This is a genomic window from Duganella sp. Root198D2 (assembly GCF_001428585.1).
GTDB lineage: Bacteria > Pseudomonadota > Gammaproteobacteria > Burkholderiales > Burkholderiaceae_D > Rugamonas.
The window spans coordinates 113,334-139,913 of record NZ_LMIC01000023.1 but is presented as its reverse complement, the minus strand read 5'-3'; the positions used below and the strand labels follow the sequence as shown (position 1 = coordinate 139,913).

At 65.1% G+C, this 26,580-nt stretch carries 20 protein-coding genes; 3 read left to right on the top strand and 17 right to left on the bottom strand.

The window, feature by feature from the left end:
• Positions 1–111: 111 nt before the first annotated feature.
• Positions 112–1,395 (top strand): hypothetical protein, encoded by a 1,284-nt coding sequence (locus ASE26_RS18385; RefSeq protein WP_156409964.1) that lies wholly within the window; start codon positions 112–114, stop codon positions 1,393–1,395.
• 40 nt (positions 1,396–1,435) lie between these two features.
• Entirely contained in the window at positions 1,436–4,525 is a 3,090-nt protein-coding gene (locus ASE26_RS18380) for a TonB-dependent receptor (protein ID WP_057246698.1), read from the top strand.
• A gap of 75 nt (positions 4,526–4,600) precedes the next feature.
• Here ASE26_RS18380 and ASE26_RS18375 read toward each other — a convergent pair whose 3' ends face one another.
• The 15 genes from ASE26_RS18375 to ASE26_RS18305 form a co-directional block, all read right to left on the bottom strand.
• On the bottom strand, positions 4,601–6,757 hold the full coding sequence (locus tag ASE26_RS18375) for a hypothetical protein (protein WP_057246697.1): 2,157 nt from the start codon (positions 6,755–6,757) through the stop codon (positions 4,601–4,603).
• A gap of 141 nt (positions 6,758–6,898) precedes the next feature.
• The gene (locus ASE26_RS18370; RefSeq protein ID WP_057246696.1) at positions 6,899–7,852 is read right to left on the bottom strand and encodes a GntR family transcriptional regulator; all 954 of its coding nucleotides are present in this window, start codon (positions 7,850–7,852) and stop codon (positions 6,899–6,901) included.
• Positions 7,853–7,865: 13 nt separating this feature from the next.
• Positions 7,866–8,549 carry a FadR/GntR family transcriptional regulator gene (locus tag ASE26_RS18365; RefSeq protein ID WP_200960824.1) on the bottom strand — a complete coding sequence of 228 codons (684 nt, stop codon included), beginning with the start codon at positions 8,547–8,549 and terminating at the stop codon, positions 7,866–7,868.
• Positions 8,539–9,381 carry an amidohydrolase gene (locus ASE26_RS18360; RefSeq protein WP_200960823.1) on the bottom strand — a complete coding sequence of 281 codons (843 nt, stop codon included), beginning with the start codon at positions 9,379–9,381 and terminating at the stop codon, positions 8,539–8,541. The genes ASE26_RS18365 and ASE26_RS18360 overlap by 11 nt, the downstream gene beginning before the upstream one ends.
• A complete protein-coding gene (locus ASE26_RS18355) occupies positions 9,378–10,499 on the bottom strand; it encodes a D-mannonate oxidoreductase (RefSeq protein WP_057246694.1) in 1,122 nt (373 codons plus the stop codon). Before ASE26_RS18355 ends, ASE26_RS18360 begins: the two co-directional genes overlap by 4 nt.
• The gene (locus tag ASE26_RS18350; protein WP_057246693.1) at positions 10,500–11,510 is read right to left on the bottom strand and encodes a zinc-binding alcohol dehydrogenase family protein; all 1,011 of its coding nucleotides are present in this window, start codon (positions 11,508–11,510) and stop codon (positions 10,500–10,502) included.
• Between the two features lies 1 nt (position 11,511).
• On the bottom strand, positions 11,512–13,455 hold the full coding sequence (locus ASE26_RS18345) for a glycoside hydrolase family 97 protein (RefSeq protein ID WP_082591406.1): 1,944 nt from the start codon (positions 13,453–13,455) through the stop codon (positions 11,512–11,514).
• A complete protein-coding gene (locus tag ASE26_RS18340; RefSeq protein ID WP_055923909.1) occupies positions 13,452–14,216 on the bottom strand; it encodes an SDR family NAD(P)-dependent oxidoreductase in 765 nt (254 codons plus the stop codon). The genes ASE26_RS18345 and ASE26_RS18340 overlap by 4 nt, the downstream gene beginning before the upstream one ends.
• Positions 14,209–15,501 carry an L-fucose:H+ symporter permease gene (gene fucP / locus ASE26_RS18335; RefSeq protein WP_057246692.1) on the bottom strand — a complete coding sequence of 431 codons (1,293 nt, stop codon included), beginning with the start codon at positions 15,499–15,501 and terminating at the stop codon, positions 14,209–14,211. The genes ASE26_RS18340 and fucP overlap by 8 nt, the downstream gene beginning before the upstream one ends.
• Before the next feature lie 77 nt (positions 15,502–15,578).
• A complete protein-coding gene (locus tag ASE26_RS18330) occupies positions 15,579–16,445 on the bottom strand; it encodes a fumarylacetoacetate hydrolase family protein (protein WP_057246691.1) in 867 nt (288 codons plus the stop codon).
• 39 nt (positions 16,446–16,484) lie between these two features.
• Positions 16,485–17,498: an aldo/keto reductase gene (locus tag ASE26_RS18325; protein WP_057246778.1), complete on the bottom strand. Its 1,014-nt coding sequence runs from the start codon at positions 17,496–17,498 to the stop codon at positions 16,485–16,487.
• Between the two features lie 13 nt (positions 17,499–17,511).
• A complete protein-coding gene (locus tag ASE26_RS18320; protein ID WP_229208177.1) occupies positions 17,512–18,717 on the bottom strand; it encodes a UxaA family hydrolase in 1,206 nt (401 codons plus the stop codon).
• 14 nt (positions 18,718–18,731) lie between these two features.
• Positions 18,732–19,064 carry a UxaA family hydrolase gene (locus ASE26_RS18315; protein ID WP_055923921.1) on the bottom strand — a complete coding sequence of 111 codons (333 nt, stop codon included), beginning with the start codon at positions 19,062–19,064 and terminating at the stop codon, positions 18,732–18,734.
• 12 nt (positions 19,065–19,076) lie between these two features.
• Positions 19,077–19,406 (bottom strand): L-rhamnose mutarotase, encoded by a 330-nt coding sequence (locus ASE26_RS18310; protein ID WP_055925194.1) that lies wholly within the window; start codon positions 19,404–19,406, stop codon positions 19,077–19,079.
• A gap of 130 nt (positions 19,407–19,536) precedes the next feature.
• Entirely contained in the window at positions 19,537–20,916 is a 1,380-nt protein-coding gene (locus ASE26_RS18305; RefSeq protein WP_082591405.1) for an alpha-L-fucosidase, read from the bottom strand.
• A gap of 138 nt (positions 20,917–21,054) precedes the next feature.
• On the opposite strand from ASE26_RS18305, the gene ASE26_RS18300 reads away from it, so the two are divergent.
• Complete coding sequence (locus tag ASE26_RS18300; protein WP_057246777.1) at positions 21,055–22,194, top strand: SLC13 family permease; 1,140 nt, start codon at positions 21,055–21,057, stop codon at positions 22,192–22,194.
• Here ASE26_RS18300 and ASE26_RS18295 read toward each other — a convergent pair.
• Entirely contained in the window at positions 22,191–23,564 is a 1,374-nt protein-coding gene (locus ASE26_RS18295; protein WP_057246688.1) for a glycoside hydrolase family 27 protein, read from the bottom strand. The genes ASE26_RS18300 and ASE26_RS18295 overlap by 4 nt on opposite strands.
• Before the next feature lie 43 nt (positions 23,565–23,607).
• Positions 23,608–26,571 carry a TIM-barrel domain-containing protein gene (locus tag ASE26_RS18290; protein WP_057246687.1) on the bottom strand — a complete coding sequence of 988 codons (2,964 nt, stop codon included), beginning with the start codon at positions 26,569–26,571 and terminating at the stop codon, positions 23,608–23,610.
• Positions 26,572–26,580 lie beyond the last annotated feature (9 nt).

Here is a 26,580-nt window from a genome sequence, read left to right as displayed (position 1 = left end):
ACCTGCCTGCATTCAACAGCAGTGAAGTAAAAAAAGGATTTGCCAGTGCCATTGGATTGGCCGGAGGCAGACAAATCAAAACCTGGAGAACAAATCATGAGGAGACATGCGATGAGAATCCCTGTATCGATGGCGGGGCTGGCCTGTATCACCGCGCTAAGCGCCTGTGGTGGCGGCGGAAGCGGCAGCGACAGCTCGGGCAGCAAATCCCAGTCGATCGATTTCCCCTACCCGGGAGCACGCTATCTGGCGACTGCGCCGGAAGCCCTGGCCGCGACCGCGACATCGGGACTGGCGATCACGTTCAGCTCGAACACGCCGGACTTCTGCACTGTGGCCGACGGCAAGCTGGTGCCAGTCAAGCCCGGCGAATGTTCGATCACCGCCAGCCAGGCCGGCGACGCCAGCTATGCGCCGGCCAGCTCGCAGCAGCTGTTCAAGGTCCTGAAGAAGGCCCAGTCCATCAATTTTGAATCGCCCGGTTTCCAGGCCATCACCGGACAACCGGCACCGCTGGCGGCCGTTGCCACTTCCGGCTTGCCGATCACCTACGGTTCCACCACGCCGGACGTCTGCACCGCCAGCGGCGCCGCTTTGACGCTGCTGTCCAAGGGCCAGTGCACCCTCTCGGCCAGCCAGGAAGGCGATACCAACTATGCCGCGGCAACGCAGCAGATGGTTAGCTTTACTGTCGGCGACGCACCGCCGCCGGTGCTGACGTTCGCTTCCGGCTACGCCTCGGCCAGCGCGACGCTGGAAGGCGGCGCGATCACCACCTTTGCAGGCAGCAATATCGACGGCTGGTGGTGCAGCGATGCCAACTGGTGTGGCGCCAACGCCAGCACGGACGGCAGCACGTTCAGCTTCCATTACCTGATCCAGACCAAGGATCCGAATCATCCAAACAACGACGGCTGGATCGGCGGCTACGCCGGCTTCAGCATCCTGGGCCCGAACGTCGGCAGCATCAGTAAAACCGGCAACACCACGGGCGGCGTCCAGGTCGACAAACAGACGTCGGTGAAATTCAACCTGGGACAGAACAGCGAATGGTTCAGTGCTTCCGCCAAGGCCGTCAAAGTCACGCTGGTGCTCGGCCACTTCGCCAACAAGGTTTCGGACAACAACAAGGCCTGCAACGTCACGCTGAATACCGTGTTTACGCCAAAGGGTGCAGCCGTCCAGAAATACGAACTGCAACTGGGCAGCTTCACGGCAATCGGCGAAACCTGCGACCTGGCGGGATTGACTGCAGCCGGCGAGCTGGCCAGCTATCCGATCGTCAGCATCGGCTTCGACGCGGCGCAACCCAACTTCTCGGTGCAGAGTGCCACGGCGAGCAGCCCGACCTATCCAACCGAGATCACCCTGAGCGGCGCAATCACCGTGCAGTAAGCAGGCTATCGAGCACTATTTCTTGAGGGAGTTTGAAGTGATGCGGAGACAAATCAAAAGAACCGCGCTGTCCGTCGCGGTCGCACAAGCAGTCCTGGTTGTGGGGGGCGTGGCACATGCGCAGGAATCCGGCGATGCTACGCCGAAGATCGTGGTAAGCGGCCAGCGTGCAGCGCTGCAGTCGGCACAGAAGATCAAGCAGCATGCCGATGAAATCGTCGAGGCCGTCGTGGCAGAGGAAGCCGGCAAGCTGCCCGACAAATCGATTACCGAAGTACTGCAGCGGGTCAGCGGCATTACCATTGACCGCAACCGCTCGCGCGGCGACCCCGAGCACTTTTCCGTGGAAGGCTCCGGAATCTCGATCCGCGGCCTGACCTGGGGTTCGTCCACCCTGAACGGGCGGGAAGCGTTTTCGGCGGGCTGGCCGGGCCGTGAGCTGAGCTGGGGCGACGTGCCGCCGGAACTGATGTCCGCCGTCATCGTGCACAAGAACCCGCCAGCCAGCCTGATTGAAGGCGGCGTCAGCGGCCAGGTCGACCTGCGCACCGCGCTGCCATTCGACTACAAGAGCGAGAAATTTGCCTTATCGGCCAACGGCAATTACAACCAGCTGGGCAAGCAGAAATCACCCGGCGCCTCCGCCCTGTATTCGAAGCGCTGGGATACCGCCAGCGGCCAGTTCGGCGCCCTGATCGACCTGTCGTTCAACCGCACCAATACGCTCAACGACACGGTGCAGATGGACGCGTTCTATCCACGCACCGGTATTGTCGACGGCCAGACGGTGTGGGCGCCCAAGTCCGCCTCCTGGCGCCGCAATACGGGCGAGACCAACCGCGCCGGCATCTACGGCGCGCTGCAATGGAAGAACGACAAGCTGGAATCGGCCCTCACCTACTTCCATTCGGGCTACAAGGAACAAAGCGAAGAATACGCCCTCTACAGCGGCGTGGAAAACCCTTACAAGTCCAAACTCGTCGATCCCGTGTTCGACGCCAATGGCGTACTGCAATCGGCCACCTACACCTACCCGTTCGGCGGCCTTGGCGCCAACAATTTCGCCGCCGGCGGCCTGAATTTCAATTCCAACACCGGCTTTGCCGACCGCCGCTCGCAGACCAGGGAGATCGCCTGGAATACCAAGTGGAAGATCAACGATCGCTGGACAGTGCAGAATGACCTGCAATGGGTCCATTCGACCAACAAGAACTTCTCCACCAATCTGGCGATGGTGACCTATGTGCCAAGCATGGGCATCGCCACCGCCGGCACCCCGCCCAGCATCAGCTTCGACCAGTCGGCGCGCGACTTCCTGTCCAATCCGGGCAACTATTACCTGGACCACATGATGCCGAGCCTGAGCAAGGCGTCGGGCGACCTGTACGCCTGGAAAGTCGACGCCAAGGTGCGCTTTGACCACCCGGTACTGCGCGACCTGGGCTTCGGGGTACGCCTGACCGACCGCTCCGCAACGCGCATCAACGCCGGCGGCAGCGGCTGGTACAGCGTGGCCGAGCCATGGAACGTCAAGACCACCAGCGTGCCGGGCCGGCTGCCCAGTTCGACCGATATGCAAAGCTGGCAGAGCCGCGGCAGCTTCGGCTACCTGAGCGATCCACGCTATGCCGCCCTGGTGCCGAACCAGCTAGTCAATTTCAATAATTTCTTCAACGGCAAAACCAATCTGCCGCCGTCGCTGGTGATGCCGACCCTGGGCTTCACCCGCGACTATCCGGGCGCTTACCAGCAGGCGACCCGGATCATGCAGCTGCAATGCCAGGACGGCAACCAGCTGTATGGCACCAGCAACGATTGCTCGACCGCCGGCAACAACTGGAAGGCGCTGACCTTCGATGGCGATCCCGCCAACACCGGCCGCCAGAAGGAAAACACCCAGGCCGGCTATGTTTCGGCGCGCTTTGCCTTCGACGAATGGCGCTTCCCGGTGGAAGGCAGTGCCGGCCTGCGCGTGGTACGCACCAACACCAGAGCCCAGGGCTACACGGTGTTCAAGCCGAACTATGGCAGCAGCCCGCGGCCGGAAGTACCGCAGTTCGGCACCATCGACGAGCCGCTGGAGGCACAGCATAAATACACCAACTACCTGCCAAGCCTGAACCTGAAGGCAGACCTGACCGACAAGCTGCAGGCCCGCTTTGCATTCGCCAAGGCGATGTACCGCCCGGGCTTTGGCGACCTGCGCGAATACATCACGCTCAACCAGACCGTCACCGACAACGACGACCGCAGCGTGAAAAACATCACCTATACCGGCAAGGACGACGGCAACGTCAAACTGAAGCCGATCACGGCCAACAGCTACGACTTGTCGCTCGAATGGTACCCGGGCAATGGCGCATCGCTGACCCTGGGCCTGTTCCACAAGAAGGTGCGCGACATCATCCTGCCGTCGGCCTTCACGCGCAGCTACAAGTCGCTCGATGGCAACGAGCAAAGCTTCCTGATCACGGCGCCGAACAATGTCGCCAACGGCTCGGTGAGCGGAGCTGAAGTCGCCGGCCAGACATATTTCGACCACGTGCCGGGATTGCAGCAGCTGTTGCCGGAATGGGCCAAGGGTTTCGGCATCTCCGCCAATTACACCTACATCAAGAGCAAACAGAACCTCGACCACCCGTTCGACCTGAAATACTGCCCTTCCTCGAGTACCTTCAACAACAGCTCGCTGGCCGTGTACGGCTGCGATACCAACGGCCTGCCGTTCACTTCGCTGCCTATCATGTACCTGTCGAAGAATGCCTACAATGTAGCCTTCCTGTACGACCGCGGGCCGCTGTCGGCGCGCCTGGCCTACAGCTGGCGCGGCCGTTTCCTGCAGGGCGTGACCGTCAATGGCACCCAGGGTACGGATGCCACCAGCGCCGATCCGGCCCGTCCCGGCATGCAGGACGTGGGCTGGGGCTTGCCGACCTGGCAGGAAGCGATGGGACAGCTTGACTTCGGCATCGACTACAAGGTGACCGAGCGCCTGTCGGCCAGTTTTGCGGCCAATAACCTGACCGATACCGTGGTCAGGCAGACCCAGCAGCAACACCCCGGCAACATGGGGCGCGCCTGGTTCGAGCCGGGCCGCAGCTACCGCGTCTCGCTGCGCTATATGTTCTAAGCCTCCCGCCTGCTCCCGCCGCGTCCCTTGCGGACTGCGGCGGGAGCATATTTCCTTCCCTGTTTCCTTCCCTGCCTACGGCCTGCCGACCACCATGCCGCGGCCCGCGGTGCTCATATACACCACGCCGTAGCTATTCATATCGCCCACCACGAAGCGGCCATTGCCAACCCCGCCGTACTGGTGCGCGTTGTCGTTGATGCGGGTCCAGTTGGCGCCGGCGTCGGTCGAACGGAACAAGCCGCGTACGCCGCCCACCGTGCCCCAGATGAAGACCGTCGGATAGCTGGCGCCATCGGCTGCCTTGCCGAAGCCGACCGCGCTGCAGTAGCTGACATTGGCGAAGGTGCTGAATTGCCACCCCGAGCTGGTGCTGCGCGCCAGGCCGCCGCCGTACAGCGGCACCCAGATATCGCCTTCCCGGCCAGGCGCCGCCCGGATCACGTCCGAACCCCAGCTGGCAAGCGTGTTGAATTTCCAGAACGAGGCGCCGCCATCGGTGCTGATCATGAAACTGCCGTCGGCCGGGTTGTAGACGTAGAACTTGCTGGCATTGGATGGATCGGCGACGGGACGCGCATTGTTTACGCCAAGGCCGCCAACTGCCGACCAGCTGCCGCCCATATTGGTCGAACGGTAGGTGGTGGACGAGTTCTCCGGGCTATGCAGCAGCGCGGAACCGCTGGCCGACAACGCGACCTGCCCTTTGCTGCCGTTCATCGCTACCTGGCTCCAGTTGACGCCACCGTTGGCCGAAGTGTACATATTGGCGCCGACCCGCACCGCCATGCTGGTGTTGGCTGCGGCCACCGCCAGGCCGGTGGTCGTTCCCATGCGCGGCTCGTGCATGGGATTGGTATAGGTGGCGGTGTTGTAGTGGCGGAAGCCGTCCACGTCGCCCAGCGCCGACAGCAGTGGGCCGCCGGGAATGCTGACGGCGTTCAACGGCACCGTTTCTTCCAGGCCCTTGCTGTTGAAGGTCCAGGTGGTCGTCGCAGCATCGATATCGCTGGTCTTGAAGATGCCGTTGCCGGAGGTGACCCACACGGTTTTGCTGTTGAACGGATCAAAGCTCACTGTGCCGGCCCAGTGGATGGAACCATTGCCGATCCAGCTGATGCCGCCGTTGTCGCGGGCAAAGCCGCGCGCAATCACGTCGGTCCAGCTGGCGCCGCCGTTGCTGCTGATGTATACGCGGTCGCCCCAGGCCCCGCCTTGCGCGGCGTACTGGTTGACCGTCGACGCCACCATGCGCTGCGGATTGGACGGATCAACGCTGATACCGCTGAACGCGCGCGCCACGCCGACCGGGGTGATATTGGTCCAGGCCCCGTTCGAAATGGTGTACTTCCAGACCTGGCCATTGTCCATCGGCTCCGATCCCGACTGGTTGCCGTGCGGGCCGGCGCCATTGCCATAGGTGACGATCAGGTTGCCTGCGCCATCGAACGCTGCGCGCTGCGGCATGAATCCCGATGGCGCGCCCGACACGGCGGAGAAGGAAGCACCCGCATTGTCGCTGCGATAGAAGTTCGTTCCTGCCGAACCGTAACGCGAGACGCCGACGAACAGGCGCTGCGCCACGCCGCCCGACACGCTGGACGGGTCGGCCATCACGAGGCTGATGCCGTTGTCGTTCGGCGTCGCGGCCACGTTCAGCGAAGTCACCTGCGACCAGGTGGAACCGGAATTGGTGCTCTTGAACAGACCATTCCAGCGTGTGCCGACATACAGCACGTTGCTGGAACCGGGATCGACCACCAGCCGCTCGCCACCCTGGCGCCCCATGCCATTGCCATGCGCCTTGAACTGGCCGCTCACGTCGATGGTGGTGAAGCTCGCGCCGTAATCGGTGGAGCGCAGGATCGCGCTCTTGCCGTTATTGAAGTAGCTTATGCCGACCAGCATATAGACATTGCGCGCACTCTTGGGGTCGACCGCCAGCGATTCGACGCCCAGGTAGCCGGTCTGTTCGTCCGAGACCCAGTCCAGCAGCGGCACCCAGCGGCCATTGGCATTATCCCAGCGGAAGGCGCCGCCGACGTCGGTGCGGGCATACACCACGCCGGCCTCGGTCTTGCTCGGGATGACCGCCGAGACGAAGCCGCCGCCGCCCATGGCGACGGTATCCCAACTATAGGCTGCGGCGGGCTGCTGGACCGCAAGGGCCACCGCCGCGCAAGCGGCTGCCCGGGCCAGCGCGCTCCGGAACACTGATTTGATCCACTTCATTTGATATGTCTCCTGTTGGATTGAACTGCATGTGGACGATAAAAAACCTGCTGCCGCTGTGGGCGGCAGGCGCTGCTTCCCGGCCGCCAAAAGCGGGCGGCGGGAATGGATAAAACATATAGGAAAGCCCGGCGCCGCGCGTCAACGTGGCGGCATTTGAGTCAAATCATTGTTGTCGTTGGCCGAATTCGTAAAGGCCAGCTGGCGGCTGTGGATCGACTGCAGCAGCGTGCTGCGGGCCGAATCGAGGTGGGCGCGCATGGCGGCCAGCGCCGCTGCCGTGTCGCGGCGCGCGAGGGCCTGCAGGATGGCGAGGTGTTCGTGCACAGCATGCTGGTTGCGCGCCATTTCCGAAGCCTTGTCCCATTGGTAGTGATAATGGAAGACCAGCGAGACAATGTCGTAAAAATCCTGCGCGAAGCGGTTTTCCAGGCAGCCGATCAGGAAGGTATGGAAGTCGCGGTCCAGCGCCGGGAAGTCCTGGTGGCGCTGCGCCATGCCGGCAGCAAGCTGCTCGTGCCTCACGATCAGCTGGCCGAGAGCGGCCAGGGCCGGGTCGCCAGCCGCCAGGGCAGCGAAGCGCTCGATGGCGGCCAGCTCGAACATCTGGCGGACCTCCGCCACTTCCATGGCGAAGGCGCGGTCGAAGGCAGACAGGCGCCAGCCGCCTTGCGGCTTTTTCCTGATCAGTCCATAGCGCGAGAACCCGATCAGGAACTCACGCACGCTGACTGTGCTGACTCGCGCCGCGCGCGCCAGCTCCGCCTCGGTGAACTCGGCACCTGGCAGCCAGTCGCCCTGGTAGATCAGCTCCATCAGCGCTTGCCGCACCCGCTCGGCTCCGCCCTGCAAATCGGCAACATCGAAATAGTCGCCCGGCGCCGGCTTGCGCAGCAGGAGGCGCCCCTTCCTGCCGCTGATCAGCCCACGCGCGAAAAAGTGCGCAATGGCGCTGCGAACGGCACTGCGGCTGCCCGCCGCCAGCGCGGCCAGCCGGTGTTCGGTGGGGAGCGCCTCGCCCACCACGATGTTTTCTGCGATATGGTCCAGCAGCAGGTTGGCGCTGCGCCGTGAGACGGTGGGCAAACGGGCCACGGATCGCGACGCCTCAGCCGCCGGACAAGGTGCGGTGCACGCGTGCCAGGTGGGCACGCATCGCCTGCCGCGCGCCGGCCTCGTCGCGCGCGGCAACGGCGCTGAAAATGGCGCGGTGGTCGGCCAAGGTCGCCTTGCCCAGTTCCTCGGTACGGTAATGATGCTTGAGCCGGTGCGCCATGGCGCCGCGCTGGTTCCACAGGTACTCCACGAGCGCCACCAGCGCCGAATTGCCGGCCGCCCTTGCCAGTGCCAGGTGGAAGCGCCGGTCCGCCATCTCATGGCAGGCTGGATCGGCGTAGGTTTGCTCCATCTCGAGCAGCGCGGCGAGGATCGCATCGAGTGCCGAGTCGCTGCCATTGCGGGCTGCCCTGGCTGCCACTTCGGCCTCCACCACCCTGCGCGCCGCCAGCACCTCGAACGGCCCCGGGCCCGATTCCACGCCGGCGGCAGGCAGCGCGGGCCTGCCCGCCACATACACCCCCGAGCCGCTGCGCACCTCGATCACGCCGCCGATCTCCAGCGCCACAAAGGCTTCGCGCAACGAGGCGCGGCTCACGCCCAGGCTGGCTGCCAGCTCGCGTTCCGCCGGCAGGCGCGCCCCTGTCGCCAGCCCTTCCTGCCGGATCAGCAGCTCAATGCGCTCGGCCACCAGCCGGTAAAGGCGCGCTTCCGGCCTGCCACCTTCACCCTGCATGGCAGGCCATCCCGTAGAATCGGCAGGCATTCAAGCCAAACACGGCCCGCTGCTGCGCTTCGTCAAGATGCGCCAGCAGCGCTGCGCTGGCATCGATCCAGGCCCCGTATTCGGCGGCCAGCGTAAGCACCGGCCAGTCGCTGCCCCACAGCACACGCTCCGGGCCGAAAACCTGCAGGATATGCCGGGCATAGGGCTGCAACTGCGCGACCGTCCAGCCGCTGCCGGCCTCGGTGACCATGCCCGATAGTTTGCAGTGCACCTGCGGCTGGGCCGCCAGGCTGGCCATGTCGCTCAGCCAGCGCGTATCGGGTTCGCTGTGCATGGCCGGTTTGGCCAGGTGGTCGATCACGATGGGGAGCTGCGGGTTGCGGCGCGCAAACGCCAGCAAGGCCGGCAAATGGCGCGGCAGGACCAGGGCATCGAAGCGCAGGCCGTGCTGCCGCATGGCCGCCACGGCGGCAGCCAGGGCGGGATCACCGATCCAGCCATCGTCGTCCAGGTCTTGCAGCATGGGGCGCAGGCCGCGCAGCTTGGGACGGCACGCCAATGCTGCAATGCGCTGCGCTGCATCGGGTGCTTTCAGGTCGGCCCAGCCAACGACCGCGCCGATAAAACTGTAGCGCTCCGACAGGTCCAGCAAGAAATGGGTATCGGCCTCGTTCGGCAGCGACTGCACCAGCACGGTCGCGGCCACGCCGTGCCGGTGCAGCAGGCCGCCCAGGTCTTCCGGGTAAAAGTCGCGGTAGAGCGGCGCCAATTGCGGCGGCGGCCATGCTCCCTTGCGGTCGGCCAGGCGCCAGAAATGCTGGTGGGCGTCGACGCGCATCATGCCGGCGTGCTCCCCGCCATCGCGGCGCGCAGGCGCGGCTGCGGCAGTTGCAGCCCCAACCCGGCGGCCAGTTCCAGCGCCGGCAACAGGCGGCGGCGCTTCTTTTCCTCGTGGTTCTGGGCGATATCGGCCAGCCGGTGGTCGAGGAAAGGGTTGCAGAAGCGGTCCCTTACCTGCGCCAGGTAGGCGCGGCTCGCCTCGCCTTCGCCCAAGGCGGCAAACAGCGGCAGCACCTCTTCTTCCCAGAGCGCTTCCAGCATTGTCCGCAGCGCAGGATCCGCCATCGCTTCGCGCACGGTTTCCCCGGCCGGCCGCGCCCCCAGCAGCCAATGTTCGGCCAGGAAGCTGTGCCCCAGGTTCAGCATCAGGAGCTTGCGCCGCTCGTAAGGAGCCAGGCATCCGGTCACCACCAGCTGGGGATGGCTGCATGGCAGCACCATTCCTGCTTGCGCCTCAATCGCCCACAAGGCGTACGGCTCGGCCACCGCTCCTGCCGGTTCAAGCGCCTGCGACACGATGCGGTCGACCAGCGAATTCACCCAGATACAGGAACCTTCCAGCCAGGCCAGGAAAGCACGGTCCATCTCCCAGCGCCGCGCCAGACCCGCTACCGTGCCGCGCAGCGCGCTGCCATTATTGGCCAGCAGCTCGCATGGCATCAGGGTGAGCGGCGCCGCGCCGTGCAGATAGCGAGCGTGCAGCAGCACCAGCAATTTGGCCGGAAAGCTGCGCGGCACCCGGCCGCCTTGCAGCAGGCCGGCATCATCGGACGGCTCCAGTTCGTATCCCCGGTCGCCGGTATTTGAAATGATCACCTGCGCAGCCAGCGCCGCCTGCAGCACCTGCGGCCATTGCCGGCTGGCCTGCAGGGCGTTCGCCACCGACCGGACCTGCACTTCGCGCTGGACAGGCGCGCCATCCTGCCAGCCGCGAATGACGACCGGATATGTGCCGCCCTGGCTGAACGCCGCCACCCGGCGCGCGCTTGCGGCGCTGGCGGTGGTTTGCACCACCGTCACCCTGCCCAGCGCGTTGCCGCTCTCCAGCGCTTCGCTGATGAACAGGTCGGCGTGCGCCTGCAGGAAGCGGCTGGTGCCGAATTGGAGAATGGGCTGCATCTATACCTCGACGATGGCCTTGATCACACCGCTGGCCGGATCCATCCATTGCGGCAGGGCGTCGATCAAGCCCTCCAGCGTGCAGCGGTGGGTGTTCATCAAGCCGGTCGGTACCTGGCCCGCCCTCATGGCAGCGAGCACCGTGCGAAAATCATCGGCAGTAGCGTTGCGGCTGCCCAGCAGGCTGGTTTCCCGTTTGTGGAACTCGGGGTCGGCGAAGGAGATCCGGTCCGGCACGATCGATACCAGCACATAGGCGCCGCCGTGTGCGACGAACTCCAGCCCGCGTTCCATGGCCTTGGCATTACCGGTGGCGTCGAACACCACGTCGTAGAACTCACCCTCGGTCAATGCCGCCATCAGCTGCTTGTCGCCCTCCCCGGCCAGCACCGTGTACGGCGCCTTGAGCACTTCGCGGCTGAACGCCAGCCGGTCCTCGCGGGTATCGAGCACGGTGACCCGGGCCCCGTTCAGGCGCGCAAACAGCGTCGCCGCCAGGCCGATCGGCCCAGCTCCGACCACCAGCACGCGCTGGCCTTCCTGCACCACAGCACGGCGCACCGCGTGCGCGCCGATCGCCAGGAATTCCAGCATCGCCGCCTCGTCGAGCGAGATGCCGTCGGTCTTGAATACAAACTGCGCCGGCAGCGCCAGGTACTCGGCCATGCCGCCGTCGCGGTGCACGCCCAGCACCTGGATATTGGCGCAGCAATTGGTCTTGCCCCGGCGGCAGGCCACGCAACGCCCGCACGACAGGTAAGGCATGACATATACCTGGTCGCCCGGCGCCAGGCCGGAACCTTCCGGCGCAGCCACGATTTCCCCCGACAGCTCGTGCCCCATCACACGCGGATACTGCAGGAAAGGCTGGCTGCCGCGGAAGATATGCATGTCGGTGCCGCACAAGCCGATACGGCGCACCCGTACCAGTGCCTCACCCGGCGCCGGCACCGGGACCGGCACCTCGCTCATGCGCAGTTCGCCCGGCGCCTGGCATACCAGTGTCTTCATGCTATTTTCCTTCGCTTGCGGTAATCGGTTCCAGTATCACGGCGGCGCCGCCGGCAGAGGCCAGCCGCAGCGGCAGCACGTCGCCCGCCTTCACCATGCGCTGCGCGCGCCTGAGTTCGTTGGGCGAAGCGCCGTCTTCCCACAGCGTGGCGCGGTAGCGGCCGGCGGGCAGGAAACCCAGCGCTATCTTTTCGACCCGGCCGCCGCTGGCGTCGTCGGCTGTCATCGCGCCCAGGTACCAGGTGGCGCCCTGGCGCCGCGCCAGCACGATGTCGCGTCCCGGCGTGCCGGACAGGAAGCGCGTCTCATCCCATGCTGTCGGCACGCGCCGGATGAAGTCGAAGCCGGGCGCATCGCGATAGCCCTCCGGCGCGCCCGACACCATCTGCAGCGGGCTGTCGTAGACCACGTACATGGCCAGCGCCTGGCCGCGCGTCGTCTGGGTTTGCGGATTCACTTCGCGCACCTTGAACGTCGCCGGCTGTCCGTTGTCAAACCCGCCAGGGGTGTAATCGATCGGGCCGGCCAGCATGCGCGTGTAGGGCAGCATCAGGTTGTGCTGCGGCGTGATCCTGGTGCCCATCTTGTTCCACTCCGCGCCCATCACGCCTTCCTGGGTGATGAAGTTCGGATAGGTGCGCTGCAACCCGGCGGGGACATAGGCGCCGTGCAGGTCGAGCAGCAGGCGGCGCTGCGCCGTAGCCTGTGCGATCTGCTGGTAGAAGGCGACAACGTCCTGGTCGTCGCGGTTCATGAAGTCGACCTTGATGCCCTTGATGCCCCAGCGCGCGTAGGTATCGAGCACCTCGTCCATGCGCGGCGCCACGTGCTCCCAGTGCGCCCAGAGCAGCAAGCCGACACCCTTTGCCGCCGCATAGCGCACCAGCTCCGGCATGTCGATGCCATCGGCGGCGCGGGTTACGTCGGTGGCTGGATCGGCATCGCAGCAGCCGCCGGGGCCGGAGGCCCAGCCGGCGTCGATCAGGTAGTAGGGAAAACCGGCAGCGGCGGCGAAATCGATGAAGCGCTTGTAGCTGTCCATGTCCGGTTTCATGCCGGCCAGCGGGCCCGACCACCAGTCCCATGCCGCCTTGCCGGGCCTTACCCAGCTGAAGTCGCCCACCGGCGGCGGATTCAGGTTGCCGACCAGGTGCGAGGCGATCAAGTCACCGGGACGATTGCCGATCATGACCGCGCGCCAGGCCGTCGTCAGCCCGCCCTGCGACACATACGGCGGCGCCGGCCGCTTCGGTGGCGCCGACAGCCGCACGCGCAGCGCCCCGTTCCCGGCCAGCAGCGCGGCGCCGGTATAGCCGGCCAGGCCGGCCTGCGTGATCGCATAGGTGGTCCCGGCGGAAGGAAGGGTGCACACCACCGGCACGTCGTATGCCTTGCCGGGCAGCAGCCGCGACACTTTCACGTTTTCGAAAGGAACTTCATGCGCGCCATCGGCCACCGACACCAGGCACTCGGGGTCGCCGGCCGGAACAAACGCCGTGCGTTCGCCGCGCAGGCGCACTGCTTCGGTGCCATCGACGCGGTAGCGGAAGGCGACGCCATCGTCGTAGGCCCGGACATCAAGCAGCAGGCGCCGGCCGGCGCCCGTACGCTCCTTGAATACCAGCGTGGCGCCGCGGTAGTGGTCGCGCGCCGAAGACGCCTTGGCCGCCACCAGGGCGATACTGCGGTCCACCTTGATCTCGGCGCGCGATTCCAGCGCCAATGCGCCGAAAGCCCGGGCGCCATCAAGTTCCAGGCCCAGCGGCGACGCCGCAATCAGCTCCTTGCCGGCGCGCGAAATGGAAAAATGGCCCGCGTCCTCCTCGATCCGGATGGCGATCTTCCCGTCCGGCGACAGGATAGTGGCGGGCGCCGCGCCGGCGCAAGCCGCCGGGACGAGAACTGCTGCGGCTGCAGCCGCAAGGGAGGTCAGGATTGGATTCATGAATTCAAGGTGATAAAGCCGCCATCGATCGGGTAATCGCTGCCGGTAATGAATGCCGCCGCATCGCTGCACAGGTAAAGCGCCAGCGCCGCCACTTCGTCCGGCTGCGCCATGCGGCCAATTGGCTGGGTCCTGGACAGGCGCTCGAACATCTGGGCTTCCTGGCCCGGATATTGGCGGGCCAGGAAGCCATCGACGAACGGCGTATGCACGCGGCCTGGGGAAATCGAATTGCAGCGGATATGGTCCTGCAGGTAGTCTTTTGCCACGGAGAGCGTCATGGCGGTCACCGCGCCTTTCGCAGCCGAATAGGCAAAGCGCTCTGCCACGGCGACCCACGCGGCCACCGAGGCCATGTTCACGATCGCGCCGCCGCCGCTCTCCCGCAGGCGCGGAATAGCCGCGTGCAGGCAGTTGTAGACGCCTTTTACGTTGACGTTCATCACCCGCTCAAAATCCGCCTCGCAGGTGTTGCCGGCCGTCCCGATATGCGCCACGCCGGCGTTGTTGACCAGGATGTCGATCGGCCCGATGTCCGCGAACACCTGCTGTACCGCCGCCTGCTGCGTCACGTCGCAGGGATGGGCCCGGGCTTCGCCGCCGGCAGCGTGGATCTCCGCCGCGACGCTGGCGCAAGCCCCGGCGCTGACGTCAACGATATGGACCCGCGCTCCCTGCCGCGCGAACAGCATGGCGATGGCCCGCCCGATGCCGCTGCCGCCGCCGGTGATGACGGCCTTCTTCTGCGTTAATTCAAACATGTTGCAGCGCTCCTTCGGGGGCCATGGCGGCTTGCGGGTTTTGCTGGCGCGCCGCAGTGCGCGCGAACCAGGCAATCACCAGGAAGCACAGCAAGGGCGCGGCATAACCGTACTGGAGCTTGCCCGTCACGTCGCTGATATAGCCAAACACCAGCGGCAGTACGGCGCCGCCCACGATGCTCATGATGATCAGGCTGCTGCCCATTTCCGTGTCGCATCCCGCGCCGTGGATGCCCAGGGCAAAGATGGTCGGGAACATGATCGACATGAAGAATGCGATGCCGATCACCGCCGCCACGCCGGCCAGGCCGCCAGCAAACATGGCGACAGCCGACAGCAGCATGCAGGCCAGGGCGTAGGCGAACAACAGGCGCGCCGATGCGATGTACTTCATCAGGCAGGTGCCGGCGAAGCGCCCGCCGACAAATGCCAGCCCGCAGCCCCAGCCGAGGTAATCGGCCGCCGCGACCTGCGCCAGGCCCGCCGCCTGCGATGCATACAGGATGAAGAAGCTGAACACGCAGACTTGCGCGCCGACGTAGAAGAACTGCGCGATGGCCGCACGGCGGATGGCCGGCCTGCCAAAAGCCCGCCGCAGTGCGCCGCCGGCCTGCGTGGCCGGTTCGCTGCACAGTGCCGGCATCTTGAGGAAGTAGAAGACCACGGCGATGACGAGGATCACCAGTGCGATGGCCAGGTACGGTCCTTTCACGCTGGCCGCTACCGCCGCCAGCGTAGCCTGGCGCACTGCCGCCGGCATTGCCTGCAACTGCGCTTCCGGCATCCCGTCCACCAGGATCAGTCGTGCGCCGGCGATCGGCGCCAGCGTGGCCGCCAGGCCATTGAACGACTGCGCCAGGTTCAGGCGCTGGACGGCACGCTCCGGCCTTCCCAGCAGCGCGATGTAAGGATTGGCCGCGGTTTCAAGTACCGCCAGGCCGCAGGCGATAATGAACAGCGCGCCGAGGAAGAACGCATAGCGGTGGGTATCGGCTGCAGGCAGGAACAGCAGCGCGCCAGCGGCAAACAGCAGCAAGCCTGCGATCATCGCCCATTTGTAGCCAACGCGGCGGATCAGCATGCCCGCCGGCAGCGCCATCACGAAATATGCGATGAAGACTGCCGAATCCACCAGCGCCGATTGCAAAACAGTCAGGTTGAAGGACCGCCGCAAGTGCGGGATCAGGATAGGGTCGAGGTTATGGACGAAGCCCCACATGAAAAACAGCGAGGTGATCATCGCAAAGGCAAAAGCGTAGCTCTGCCGGCTGCTTGGTTCGGTCATGGCTGCGTGTCTCCGAAGCGGCACGCTTGGCGGTGCCTTGTGGGTTGGCAAATGGACTGCTGCTGAAGGGGCCGGCGTCAAGCGTCGATCAGCGCCGGGTCCCAGGCGTGCACGGTCTGGTTCTGCTGGCCGAGCCCTTCGATGCCCAGCACGATGCGGTCGCCCGGTCGCAGGTAGACCGGCTGCGGTTTCTGGCCCAGCCCCACGCCGGGCGGCGTTCCGGTACTGATCACGTCACCCGGGTTTAGCGTCATGAAGCGGCTGATGTAGCTCACCAGCTGCGCCACCGTGAACACCATGGTGCGGGTATTGCCGTCCTGGTAGCGCTTGCCGTTCACCTCCAGCCACAGGTCGAGGTTTTGCGGATCGGGCACCTCGTCGGCGGTGACCAGCCAGGGCCCGACCGGCCCGAAGGTATCGCAGCCTTTGCCCTTGTCCCACTGGCCGCCGCGCTCGAGCTGGTACTCGCGTTCGGAGAGGTCATTGACCACGCAATAGCCGGCCACATGGTCCAGCGCATCCTCGGGCTCGACGTAGCGGGCGCGCGTGCCGATCACCACGCCCAGCTCGACTTCCCAGTCGCTCTTGGCGGAATCGCGCGGCAGCACCACCGCATCGTTGCAGCCGACGATGGCACTGGTGGACTTGGTGAACAGGACAGGTTCGGACGGCACCGCCATGCCCGATTCGGCCGCATGGTCCGAATAGTTAAGGCCAACGCAAATCATCTTGCCGATGCCGGCCACCACCGGCGCCAGGCGCACCGCTCCTTCGATGGCCGGCAAGCGGTCCGGGTCTACCGATGCCAGCTTGTCCAGCGCGGTCCGGCCCAGGTGGTCGGGGGTCAGGTCCGGCAACAGGCCGGACAGGTCGCGCAGGACGCCGTTGGCGTCGAGCAGGCCGGGTCTTTCGTGGCCCTTCGGGCCAAAGCGCAGCAGTTTCATGGTCTTCCTTGTACGTCGGACAAAATGATGATCGAAGCTTCAGGCCGCCTGCGGCGTCGGTGCCCGGCAGTCGAGCAGGCCGCGCCGCACCAGTTCCTGCCACAATTCGCCAGGCAGCGGCTGCGCAAACCAGGCGGCGTTTTCACGCAGCTGCTGCGCGCTGTGGGCTCCGGCGACGCATGACACTACCGCCGGATGGGCCATCGGGAACTGCAGGGCAGCGGCCTGGATCGGCACCTGGTAGCCGCGGCATACCGCCTCGATGGCCTCGACGCGCTTGATGATGGTGCGCGGCGCATCCGCATAATTGAACTTGCGCGATCCGGCCAGGATGCCGGAATTGAACGGCCCGCCGATGACGATATCGACGCCGCGCCTGGCGCAAAGGTCCAGCAGGGGTTCGCGCGCGGCCTGTTCCAGCAGGGTGTAGCGCCCGGCAAGCAGGGCGCAATCGATATCGCAGGCATCGATCGCGTCGGCCACTATCTGCCATTCGTTGACGCCCAGGCCGATGGCACGCACGCTGCCCCCGTCGCGCAGTTCGGCGAGCGCGCGGAAACCGCCGCCAACGGTCAGCTGCTTCCAGTAGTGGTTGTGCAAAGTCCCGTGCGTGGCACGGCCGATGTCATGCACATACAGGATGTCGATACGGTCCAGGCACAGGCGCCGCAAGCTGTCCTGGTGCGAACGCATGATCCCGTCGTAGTTGTAGTCAAAGCGCGGCCGGAATGGCAAGGGCTGGGCCCAGCCGTTTTCACCGGCCTGCACGCTGGCATCGAGCAGCATCAGGCGCCCGGCCTTGGTACTGACGACGTAGCTGTCGCGCTCGCGTTCCCGCAACGCCATTCCAAGGCGGCGCTCGGACAAGGTATAGCCGTAATAAGGCGCGGTGTCGAAATAGCGGATACCCGACTCCCACGCCGCATCGACCACTGCGTGCGCTTCGGCGTCGCTCATGGCCTGGTACAGGCCCCCGAGCTGGGCGCATCCCAGGCCCATGGCGGTCAGGGCGATTCCGCTGCGCTGCAGCGTGCGGCTGTCGCCGGCAAGCATGGCGGCGTCCATGTCAGGCCTGCTTCAAGGGAAAGCAACCCGGGCCGGACGGCTCGAACTGCTTGTAGGTAAGGATGAATTCCTGGTGGCCCAGCGCTTCCGAACAGCTTTGCTCGCCATTTGCCACGCGCGCCACCAGGTCGACGATCTCGCCACCGACCTGCTGCAGCGAAGCCTCGCCAGCGAGGATGCGACCGGCATTCACATCCATGTCGTCCGCCAGGCGCTCGTAAGTGGCAGGGTTGGCGCACACCTTGATCACCGGCGAGATGGCCGACCCCACCACGGAGCCGCGGCCGGTGGTAAACAGCGTCAGGTGAGCGCCGCAGGCAATCAGTTCGACGATCTCCGCATTGTCGGAAATGTTGGGGAAGCCAAAGCGCACCTCGCCATCGGGCACCACGTCCAGCAGGTACAGGCCGCCGGCCGCGGGCTGGTCGCCCGGCTTCAGGATGCCGCTGATCGGCGAGGCGCCGCTCTTGGCGTACGCTCCCAGCGACTTTTCTTCCAGCGTCGTCAGGCCGCCGTCGGCATTGCCGGGCGCAAAACTGCCGTGGCCGAGCACGCTGTAGTAGCGGGCCGCCTTGTCCACGCAGGCCACGATGGCAGCGCCCAGCTCCGGCGTGGCGGCGCGCCGCTGCATGTGGAATTCGCAGCCGACCAGTTCACCGGTTTCTTCAAAAATGCAGGCGGCACCGGCAGCAACCAGCTGGTCGAATGCCACCCCGACGGCGGGGTTGGCGGTAATGCCGCTGGTACTGTCCGAGCCGCCGCAGATGGTGGCCACCACCAGCTCTCCAGCGGCCATCGGTACGCGCTGCTGGGTTGCCAGCGCCTCCAGGGCCCAGCGCACCCATTCCACGCCGTCCGCTACGCTGCTGCGGGTGCCGCGGTTCTGCTGGATGGTGATGGTGTGCACCGGCCGCCCGCTGGCGGCTACCGCCTCCTGCAGGCCGCGGCGGTTGAAGCTTTCGCAGCCGAGGGAGACGATCAGCGCAGCGCCTACGTTCGGGTGGCTCGCCAGCCGCTTCATCATCGTGTCGGCGTATTCGTTCGGGTAGCAGCCAGGGAAGCCGATCAGGTGCACCTCCTGCCCGGGGAACGCATTGACCACCAGGCGCGCCACGTGATGCGCGCATTCGACCGTATAGGCAACGGCGACAATATTGCGGATGCCCTTGCGACCGTCCGCGCGCGGGTAGCCCGTCAGGGCTGGCATGGTTGTGCTCATGATCAATGGCCGCTTCCGATAAAGGCGTGGGCATCCGGCCCCAGGGTATAGGTGGGTATGTAGTCGCTCGCCAGGTTATGCGTGTGCAGCATCGCACCGCGCGCCACTTCGGTCGTGACGCTGCCGATCAAGGCGCCGTAGCGCAGCACCTTGTCGCCGCTGCGCAGCGCGCGGCGGGCCACCTTGTAGCCTAGCGGGATATCCTCCTGCAGCGCAACGGGGACGCCATCGATGTCGATGATCGCGCCGGCAGCCAGCTGCACGCGGGCGATCAGGCAATTGTCTTCGGCTGACATCAGCAGCAGGGGTGCAGCGGGCTGCGAGGCGATCGGCATGGCAGCTTCCTTTCAGTCCATGTGGAACACGGGGGCCATCATCGCCCAGTGTTCGCCATCGGCGCGGCTGGCCAGGGGCACCTGGCAAGGGCTGCAGAAAGTCCACCAGCGCCGGGTCTCGGCGTGCGCCGCAACCAGCTTCATGTCGGCTGCAAAATCATCGCCGTGGTATTCCCAATAGCCGAACAGGAGATTCTCCGGCTCACGCAGGAAGATCGTGTAATTGCGCACCTTGGCTTGCTGCAGCGTCGCCAGCACCTGTGGCCAGACGTCCGCATGCAGGACCTTGTACTCCTCCACCTTGTCTGCAGCGAGCCCGATCACCATTCCCATTCGTTGCATTGCACCGCCCCTTTTGTACGTCATATATTTCGTCCAACGCAGCTTGTTGCAAAGATTGTGCAAGCATCGGCGCTTGCCCCGCAATTGCTAAAATCACCAAGGAATGGAACGATATTTCTTATGCACGCATTCAGCGCACCGCAATGGCCGCAGCCGGTGAATCGAGCTGCAAGGCGATCACGGTATCGATCGGGGCCGGTGCGCCGGGCGGCGCCGTGATTGCCAGGCCGCTGGCGGACTGCTTGAAGTCCACTGCGGCACCTCCCAGCAGGGTCGCCCGCAGCACCTTGGCCGGTATCGCCGGCAGCACCAGCTTCGCGCCCGGCCAGCGCAAGACATGGAGATAGATCGTATTGCCGCTGCGCGTCGAGCTGCCATACTCTCCCGGCAGGAAGGGCCCGCCGCGCGTGCCATAGATGCTCTGGCCATACTTTTCCAGCCAGGCGCCGATCTCCCGCAGGCGCTGCGCCTGCTCCGGGTCGATCCTGCCATCGGGACCGGGGCCGACATTCAGCAACAGGTTGCCGTCGCGCCCCGCGACATTGGCCAGCAGCTGGATGTAATGCTTCAGCGGCTTGGGTTTCATGTTCGGCTGGTATCCCCAGGCACCGGCGATGGTGGTGCAAAGTTCCCATGGATGACGGTCGTCGTAATCGCCAAGCGCACCGTCGCCTTCGCGCGAATGGAAGTCTTCCGGCATGTCGGCACGGCCATTGACCAGGACGTTGGGCTGCAGCTGCCGAAGCCTGGCGTAGACCTGCTCGGAGCGCCAGCTGAATGCTCCGGCGTAGTGCTGCCCCGCCGCCCGTTTTTTCCAGCCCACGCCCCACTCCGCGCCGGCCCAGTCGCCGCCAAAATTGAGCCAGTCCATTTCACCGCCGTCAAACCACAATACGTCGATCTTTCCGTAATTGCTGAGCAGGCGTTCAACCTGGCGGTGGTATTGGCTGCGCATGGCCTCCGCACTCTCGCGCTGCAGGTCCGGGAAGAAGAAGCCGGGATAGCGCCAGTCGAGCGGGGAATAGTACAAGCCCACGCCCAGCCCCGCCTTGCGTACCGCCTTGACATAGTCCGCCACGAAGTCGCGGTGCGCGGCGCTATTGACGCTCGAGAACGGGTTGTCGCCGTCGTCGAACATGGCAAATCCATCGTGGTGGCGGGCGGTCAGCACCGTGTACTTCATGCCCGCTGCCTTGGCCAGCTGCGCCCATTCGTCGGGATTGAAGCTGGCGGGGCGGAACTGGTCGGCCAGCTTGGCATATTCGCCCACCGGGATGCGCTCGTTCCATTGCACCCACTCGCCGCGCCCGGGTATCGCGTACAGTCCCCAGTGAATGAACATGCCGAAGCGGGCCTGCCGCCACCAGTCGATGCGGGACGGTTGGCCGGCCTGCCCCGCCGGCATGTCCGGCGCCGCCTGGGCCGCCGGCGCAAGTGCCGGCATGGAAATCGATGCTGCCAACAGCAGCTGCATTGCCAGAGCGGGCACACGCTGTAAAACTGGGTTCATAGCCGTCCTTCATTGGAAGATGAGCGATTGTGCAAGCGGCCTTGCATTGCTGGCAATTGCTAAAGTCACCAACTCATGGAACGAAAACTCACATCGGATCGCGGCCCTCGCCGCCTGGGGCCTGCTATGATGGCGCCCATGCCCGAGACCACCGCTCCATTCGCCGCCCCTTCCTTCCTTCGCCAGATCAGCCGGCCGTTCCTGCGCGACCGCTTGATGCACCTGCTGCTGGCGGCGGGTATCATGCTGTCGTTCCTGTCGCCGCATCCGATCGCAGAGTATGGAAGCTGGGTGGACTGGCACACCATCGCAACCCTTGCAGGGATGCTGTTGCTCACCACCGGCATCGAGGCAAGCGGATACCTGGAACACCTCGGGCGCCTCATCATCAATCGGCTGCAGCAGGAACGGGTGCTGGCGATTTTCCTGGTCTCGGCGTCGACGCTGCTGTCCACCGTGCTGACCAACGACATCGCGCTCTTTATCGTGGTTCCCCTGACCGTCAGCCTGTCGGGCATCGGCGGCCTGCCGATCGGCCGCCTGGTCATCTTTGAAGCATTGGCGGTGAATGCAGGCTCGCTGTTGACGCCGATCGGCAATCCACAGAACATCTTGCTGTGGCAGCGCTCCCACCTGTCATTCACCGACTTCACCTGGCAAATGGCGCCGCTCGCACTGGCGATTTTCGTCGTGCTGCTCCTCGCAACCTGGTTCTGCTTCCCGCACAAGACAATCCATGCCGAGTTGAAGGATGATCCCGCCTCCTACCGGGCCGGGCTGCTCAGGAGCTGCGCCCTGCTCTACCTCGCCTTCCTGGCGGCGGTCGAACTGGGGCAGCCGGGCTGGGGCCTGCTTGGCGTGGCAATCGCAGTCGTGCTGCTTTGCCGCGAGATCATTGCCAAGGTCGACTGGAGCCTGATTGTCGTCTTCATCCTGATGTTCATCGACATCCGCCTGCTGTCGCAGATGGACTTCATCCAGCGCGGTGTCGCAGCAATCCCGCATTTCTCGCAGCTTGAACTGTTCATGTCAGCCCTGCTCGGGTCGCAGCTCATCAGCAACGTGCCGGCCACCATCCTGCTGGTCCAGTATTCGACGGCCTACAAGGTCATTGCTTACGGCGTCAACGCGGGCGGCTTTGGCCTCGCGATTGGCTCGCTGGCCAATATCATCGCGCTGCGCATGGCCCCCGAGCGTCATTTATGGCTGCGTTTCCACCTGTATTCCTTCCCCTTCCTCATTGTGTCGGGCTTGATAGCCTGGGCGCTCCTGCCCTAGCGCGCATCGGCCACCAAACGCAGCAGGGCTGAGCCGTGCGGTGCCAGCGCCTGCCGGATCGCCCCATGCACCGGCGCCAGGTCCTGGCGCCGCCACAGGTCCCGCACCGACACGTTCCTGTTGCCGAGGTTGAGGCGCGACAGGTCGAAGTCGATCCGCACCGGCGCATCCTCGGTGTTGAACAGGGCCAGGTAGTGGATCCCTTTGCCGCGGGTCGCTTGCGCACTCCAGATGCGTGTGCCGGGTTCGGCGCGGTGCGGCCGGTTCTGCTGGCTCTTCTGGTTTACCGCCAGCACCTCCGGGTTCGTCAGCAGGGCGAGCGTCGCGGCGTCGAGGCGCCGCAGGTCGCCGCCCATGATCAGCGGCGAACGGGCAATGCTCCACAGCGTCATCAGGGTTTGCTGTTCATCGGGCGTGAATTTCGTGTCGCGCTCCCCCATCGCCAGCCGGCCCAGCGGCAGCATGTCGGCGTCCGGCCAAGAGTTTTCCGCCATGAAGGGATTCCAGTTTTCCAGGCGTTCGAACTGCTCCTTCAGCAGCTTCCACTCATCCCAGAAGTCATCCGAAATGCGCCACATCTGCGCATAGTGCGGCACGTGGTTGGCCCATTTGAGGTCGGTTTCCCCGGGCGAGATGCTGAGGGTGATCGCCCGCCCCGACGCCTGGATCGCTTTGTGCGCACCTTCAATCTCGGGCCAGTTCTTGTCATAAGGGCGGGCCAGGTCGTCCATCTTGACGAAATCCACGCCCCACGACGCATACAGCTTGAAGATCGAGTTGTAATACTCCTGCGCGCCGGGCTTGCTCATGTCGATACCGTACATGTCGCCGTTCCAGGCACAGGTCGAGCCGGTGTCCGCAATATCCTGTGCATGCAGGCTGGTGCCCAGGATCGGCGTATTCATCCGCACCGCCTGGCGCGGTATGCCGCGCATGACGTGGATGCCGAACTTCATGCCCAGGCGGTGGATCTGCTCCGCCAGGTCCTTGAAACCTTTGCCCTGCGCGGCCGACGGGAAGCGGTTCGGCGCCGGCAGCAAGCGGCCATACTCGTCCATCGTCAGTTCGGCATCCTTGCGATATTCGTAGCCCTTGGCATTCGGCTCATACCACTGGATGTCGACCGTGAAGATGTCATAGCCCGACGGCAGCAGCTTGTGCGCCATGATGCGGGCATTTTCCAGCGCCTGCGCCTCGCTGATGGTGGTGGCGAATGAGTTCCAGCTATTCCAGCCCATCGGCGGGGTTGGTGCCAATGCCGTGCGGCCCCCGCCTTTTGGGGCCGACGCCAGCGCGGCGCCAGGCAGGGCAAGGGTGGCGGCCGTGGCCACGGAGGAAGTGAGGAATCGGCGGCGAGGCAGGTTTGTCATGGGATCAGGGTCCAGGAATCAATTGATGGGTTGCTAAGGGGTTTCATTGGGAGAACCGCACGGCCATGGCTTTGCCGTCGTAGCGCACGGCCCTTGCGGCTTGCGCCATGCCGACGCCCTTGCCATTGGCGGGGTCGACCAGCACCAGGTTCAGGGTGCGGGCTTTCACCATGCCGGGGAAGCTGCCTTTGCGGGCGCCAATGGTCAGCACCTTCGCCTTGTCGTTCCAGCCAAGCTGGACGCGGGCGGCTTGGCCCCTTTCATAGGCATAGGTCTGGTTGTCGTCTTCGTACAGAGTGAAGCTGCCGTCGGCGCCCGGGTAAATGCGGATTTCGTAAGGCGCATCCGGCTGTTCGGTGGCGTACTGCAGCACCGGTCCCATAGGCAGGATGGCGCCGGCACGCACATAAAGCGGCACGATATCCAGCGGCACCTCGCGCACCACGGCCTGTCCGCCTTCGTGGCGCTGGTTGCTCCAGAAGTCATACCAGGCCGTCCCTTTCGGCAGGTAGGTGCGCATGCCGGCGTCCGACACCGGCCTGCTTTCCGCCAGCGCCCGGATGGCGCTTGGCGTGCGCCAGGCCAGGCGCAAACTACGGTCCGAGGTGGCCTGGTAGTACTCGAGCGTGAGCTTGACGCGCTGCCCCTTGCGCAGCACCTGGCGCGAACTGGCCAGCCGCTTGCCGCCGTTCTCCCAGCGCTGGAGCACCAGCGCACCGTCGAGGAACAGGCGGTAGCCGTCGTCGCCTTCGATGCCGATCTCGTACTCGCCATCCTCCGGCGCTTCCAGCGTGCCGTTCCAGCGCGCCGAGAAGTCGTCCAGCCGGCTCAGTCCGGCCGGAATCGTGGCCAGCGGCGGCGCCGGCCATGAATGGTCGATAACCTTGTCGATCACCTGGCCTTTCGGCGTGTCGAAGTTGCGCCCTTCGAAGTACTGTCCCGCCAGCCCCGGCTGGCCGTCCGGCGTGCGCAGGTAATCGGCCGGGATGGTAGCCGGCGGTGGCGGCTGGATGCGGTACATCGGCCGCGTGACCGGGTGCACCAGCAGCGACGGACCGAACATGAAGGCATCATTGATGCCGTAGGTCGCCTTATCGTCCGCAAAATCCATCGGCAAAGCGCGCATCAGCGTGTAATGGTCGCTGGTCACCTTGGCGCTCAGGCCGTAGATATAGGGCAGCAGGCGGTAACGCAGGTGCACGGTATCGAGCAGGGACTTGTAGACTTCCGGATCGAGCGTCTTGAAAATGTAAGGCTCGCGCTCGATGTCCGTGCCGTGTACGCGCATGATCGGGTTGAATGCGCCATACTGGAACCAGCGTGCGAACAATTCGCGATAGGCCGGGTCTTTCTCGCCGCCCGGGAAATCGCGGGCAACGAAGAAGCCGCCGGTGTCCTGGGTCCAGTAAGGGTTGCCGGTGATGGTCACGTTGACGCCGCCGCTCACCTGCTTGCGCAAAGTGTCCCAGCTCGAGAAGATATCGCCGGACCACGATGCGGCGGCGGTGCGCTGCGCCCCGGCCCAGGCCGAACGGGTCAGCGTGAACACGCGCTTGTCGCTGGTGGCGCGCTGGCCATCGTAGGTGCCCTGGGTGGTCAGCAGCGTATAAGGATTCAGGTAGCGCGCGAAGTCGCCCAGCGCGTTTTTCCCCAGCGCCTTGATGTCGGCTTCATTCTTGCCCGCATCCCAGGCGGCGGAACCAACCTCCACTTCGGTGCCATCCATCCACAGCGCGTCCACGCCCTTGTCGAACAGGCCCGACTTCGCGTGCTTGAAGTAGATCTGGCGTGCTTTCGGGCTGTAGGCATCGTAGACACGCGCCTTTTGCGAGATCCAGTGCAGCGGTTCGAAGCGCAGGCCGTATTGGTCCAGTTCCCGGGCCAGCGCCGTGTCATTGCCCACCGACGGCCAGATCGAGACCATCAGCTTCAGGTTCAGCCCATGCAGGCTGTCCGCCATGCCGGCCGGATCGGGAAAACGCACCGGGTCCCAGGTCATGCCGCTCCAGCTGCCGTCCTTGTCGCTGCCCCAGTACTGCCAGTCCTGCACAATGTAGTCGAGCGGGAAGCGCTCCTTGCGGAAGGTTTCGGCCACTTCGACGATGCGCTGCTGGGTGGGGTAGCGCTCCTTGCTCATGAACAGGCCAAAGGCCTGCTTCGGATACATCGGCGCGGCGCCGGTCAGGCGGCGGTACTCGCCCACCACGCCGTCCATCGAGCGGCCGCCCATGAAGTAATAGTCGACACCGCCAGGTGCGCTTTCGGCCCACAGCCTTGCACCTTCCGCGCCGTCCTGGAAGCGCATCCTGGAATAGGTATCCCACAGGATGCCGTAGCGTTCGGACGACATCATGACGGGAATGATGATGCCCAGGTTGGTCTGCACCAGCAGCAGGTCCTGCTTGCGCCGGTTGACGGCGTCGCTGTCGGTATAGCCGAAGCCAAAGATCGCCTCGTCCGGCTTGAGGATGAAACGGTTCTCCACCTCGTAGGACGGTGCGCCCGAAATCTCGACCGCCCTGACCGATTGCGGCTGCTCCGCCTCATGCGTGTACTCACGGCCGGCGCCATCCATGAATCTCAGGGCGCCGGTCTTGCGGTCGATGGATATGCGCAACTGGGCGCTGCTGATGACCAGTGTATCCGCGCTTTCCTGCAGTTCGAAGGCGACCCTGGCCGGCTTGCCGACTACCACGATGCTCGGGCTGGTCCAGTGGTTTTCGCCCAGGTTGGCATTGACGCGAACCGTGCCGGGACCATAGAAGATGACGTTCTTGGTGATCCCGCCGACGCGGAACTGCACGCCGTGCTGCAGGCGCACGTAGCCGAAGCCATCGCGGGCGGCGATAGGCAGCGCCAGCGAGTGGCCGTTCTTATCCAGTCCACTGCCAGCCGCTGCCGCGGCCTTGGTACACGGGGCCTGCTTGCAGGCGGCGTGGGCCGGTGCGCCCCAGACAGCCGCCAGTGCCAGCGACGCGGCCAGCACAGTTTCAGGGAGATGTTTCATGAATCCTCA

Coding starts and splice junctions, on each gene's coding strand:
- ASE26_RS18385 (WP_156409964.1), top strand. CDS start 112: ATGAGAATCCCTGTATCGATGGCGGGGCTGGCCTGTATCACCGCGCTA.
- ASE26_RS18380 (WP_057246698.1), top strand. CDS start 1,436: ATGCGGAGACAAATCAAAAGAACCGCGCTGTCCGTCGCGGTCGCACAA.
- ASE26_RS18375 (WP_057246697.1), bottom strand. CDS start 6,757: ATGAAGTGGATCAAATCAGTGTTCCGGAGCGCGCTGGCCCGGGCAGCC.
- ASE26_RS18365 (WP_200960824.1), bottom strand. CDS start 8,549: ATGCAGGGTGAAGGTGGCAGGCCGGAAGCGCGCCTTTACCGGCTGGTG.
- ASE26_RS18360 (WP_200960823.1), bottom strand. CDS start 9,381: ATGATGCGCGTCGACGCCCACCAGCATTTCTGGCGCCTGGCCGACCGC.
- ASE26_RS18355 (WP_057246694.1), bottom strand. CDS start 10,499: ATGCAGCCCATTCTCCAATTCGGCACCAGCCGCTTCCTGCAGGCGCAC.
- ASE26_RS18350 (WP_057246693.1), bottom strand. CDS start 11,510: ATGAAGACACTGGTATGCCAGGCGCCGGGCGAACTGCGCATGAGCGAG.
- ASE26_RS18345 (WP_082591406.1), bottom strand. CDS start 13,455: ATGAATCCAATCCTGACCTCCCTTGCGGCTGCAGCCGCAGCAGTTCTC.
- ASE26_RS18340 (WP_055923909.1), bottom strand. CDS start 14,216: ATGTTTGAATTAACGCAGAAGAAGGCCGTCATCACCGGCGGCGGCAGC.
- fucP (WP_057246692.1), bottom strand. CDS start 15,501: ATGACCGAACCAAGCAGCCGGCAGAGCTACGCTTTTGCCTTTGCGATG.
- ASE26_RS18330 (WP_057246691.1), bottom strand. CDS start 16,445: ATGAAACTGCTGCGCTTTGGCCCGAAGGGCCACGAAAGACCCGGCCTG.
- ASE26_RS18325 (WP_057246778.1), bottom strand. CDS start 17,498: ATGCTTGCCGGCGACAGCCGCACGCTGCAGCGCAGCGGAATCGCCCTG.
- ASE26_RS18320 (WP_229208177.1), bottom strand. CDS start 18,717: ATGCCAGCCCTGACGGGCTACCCGCGCGCGGACGGTCGCAAGGGCATC.
- ASE26_RS18315 (WP_055923921.1), bottom strand. CDS start 19,064: ATGCCGATCGCCTCGCAGCCCGCTGCACCCCTGCTGCTGATGTCAGCC.
- ASE26_RS18310 (WP_055925194.1), bottom strand. CDS start 19,406: ATGCAACGAATGGGAATGGTGATCGGGCTCGCTGCAGACAAGGTGGAG.
- ASE26_RS18305 (WP_082591405.1), bottom strand. CDS start 20,916: ATGAACCCAGTTTTACAGCGTGTGCCCGCTCTGGCAATGCAGCTGCTG.
- ASE26_RS18300 (WP_057246777.1), top strand. CDS start 21,055: ATGCCCGAGACCACCGCTCCATTCGCCGCCCCTTCCTTCCTTCGCCAG.
- ASE26_RS18295 (WP_057246688.1), bottom strand. CDS start 23,564: ATGACAAACCTGCCTCGCCGCCGATTCCTCACTTCCTCCGTGGCCACG.
- ASE26_RS18290 (WP_057246687.1), bottom strand. CDS start 26,571: ATGAAACATCTCCCTGAAACTGTGCTGGCCGCGTCGCTGGCACTGGCG.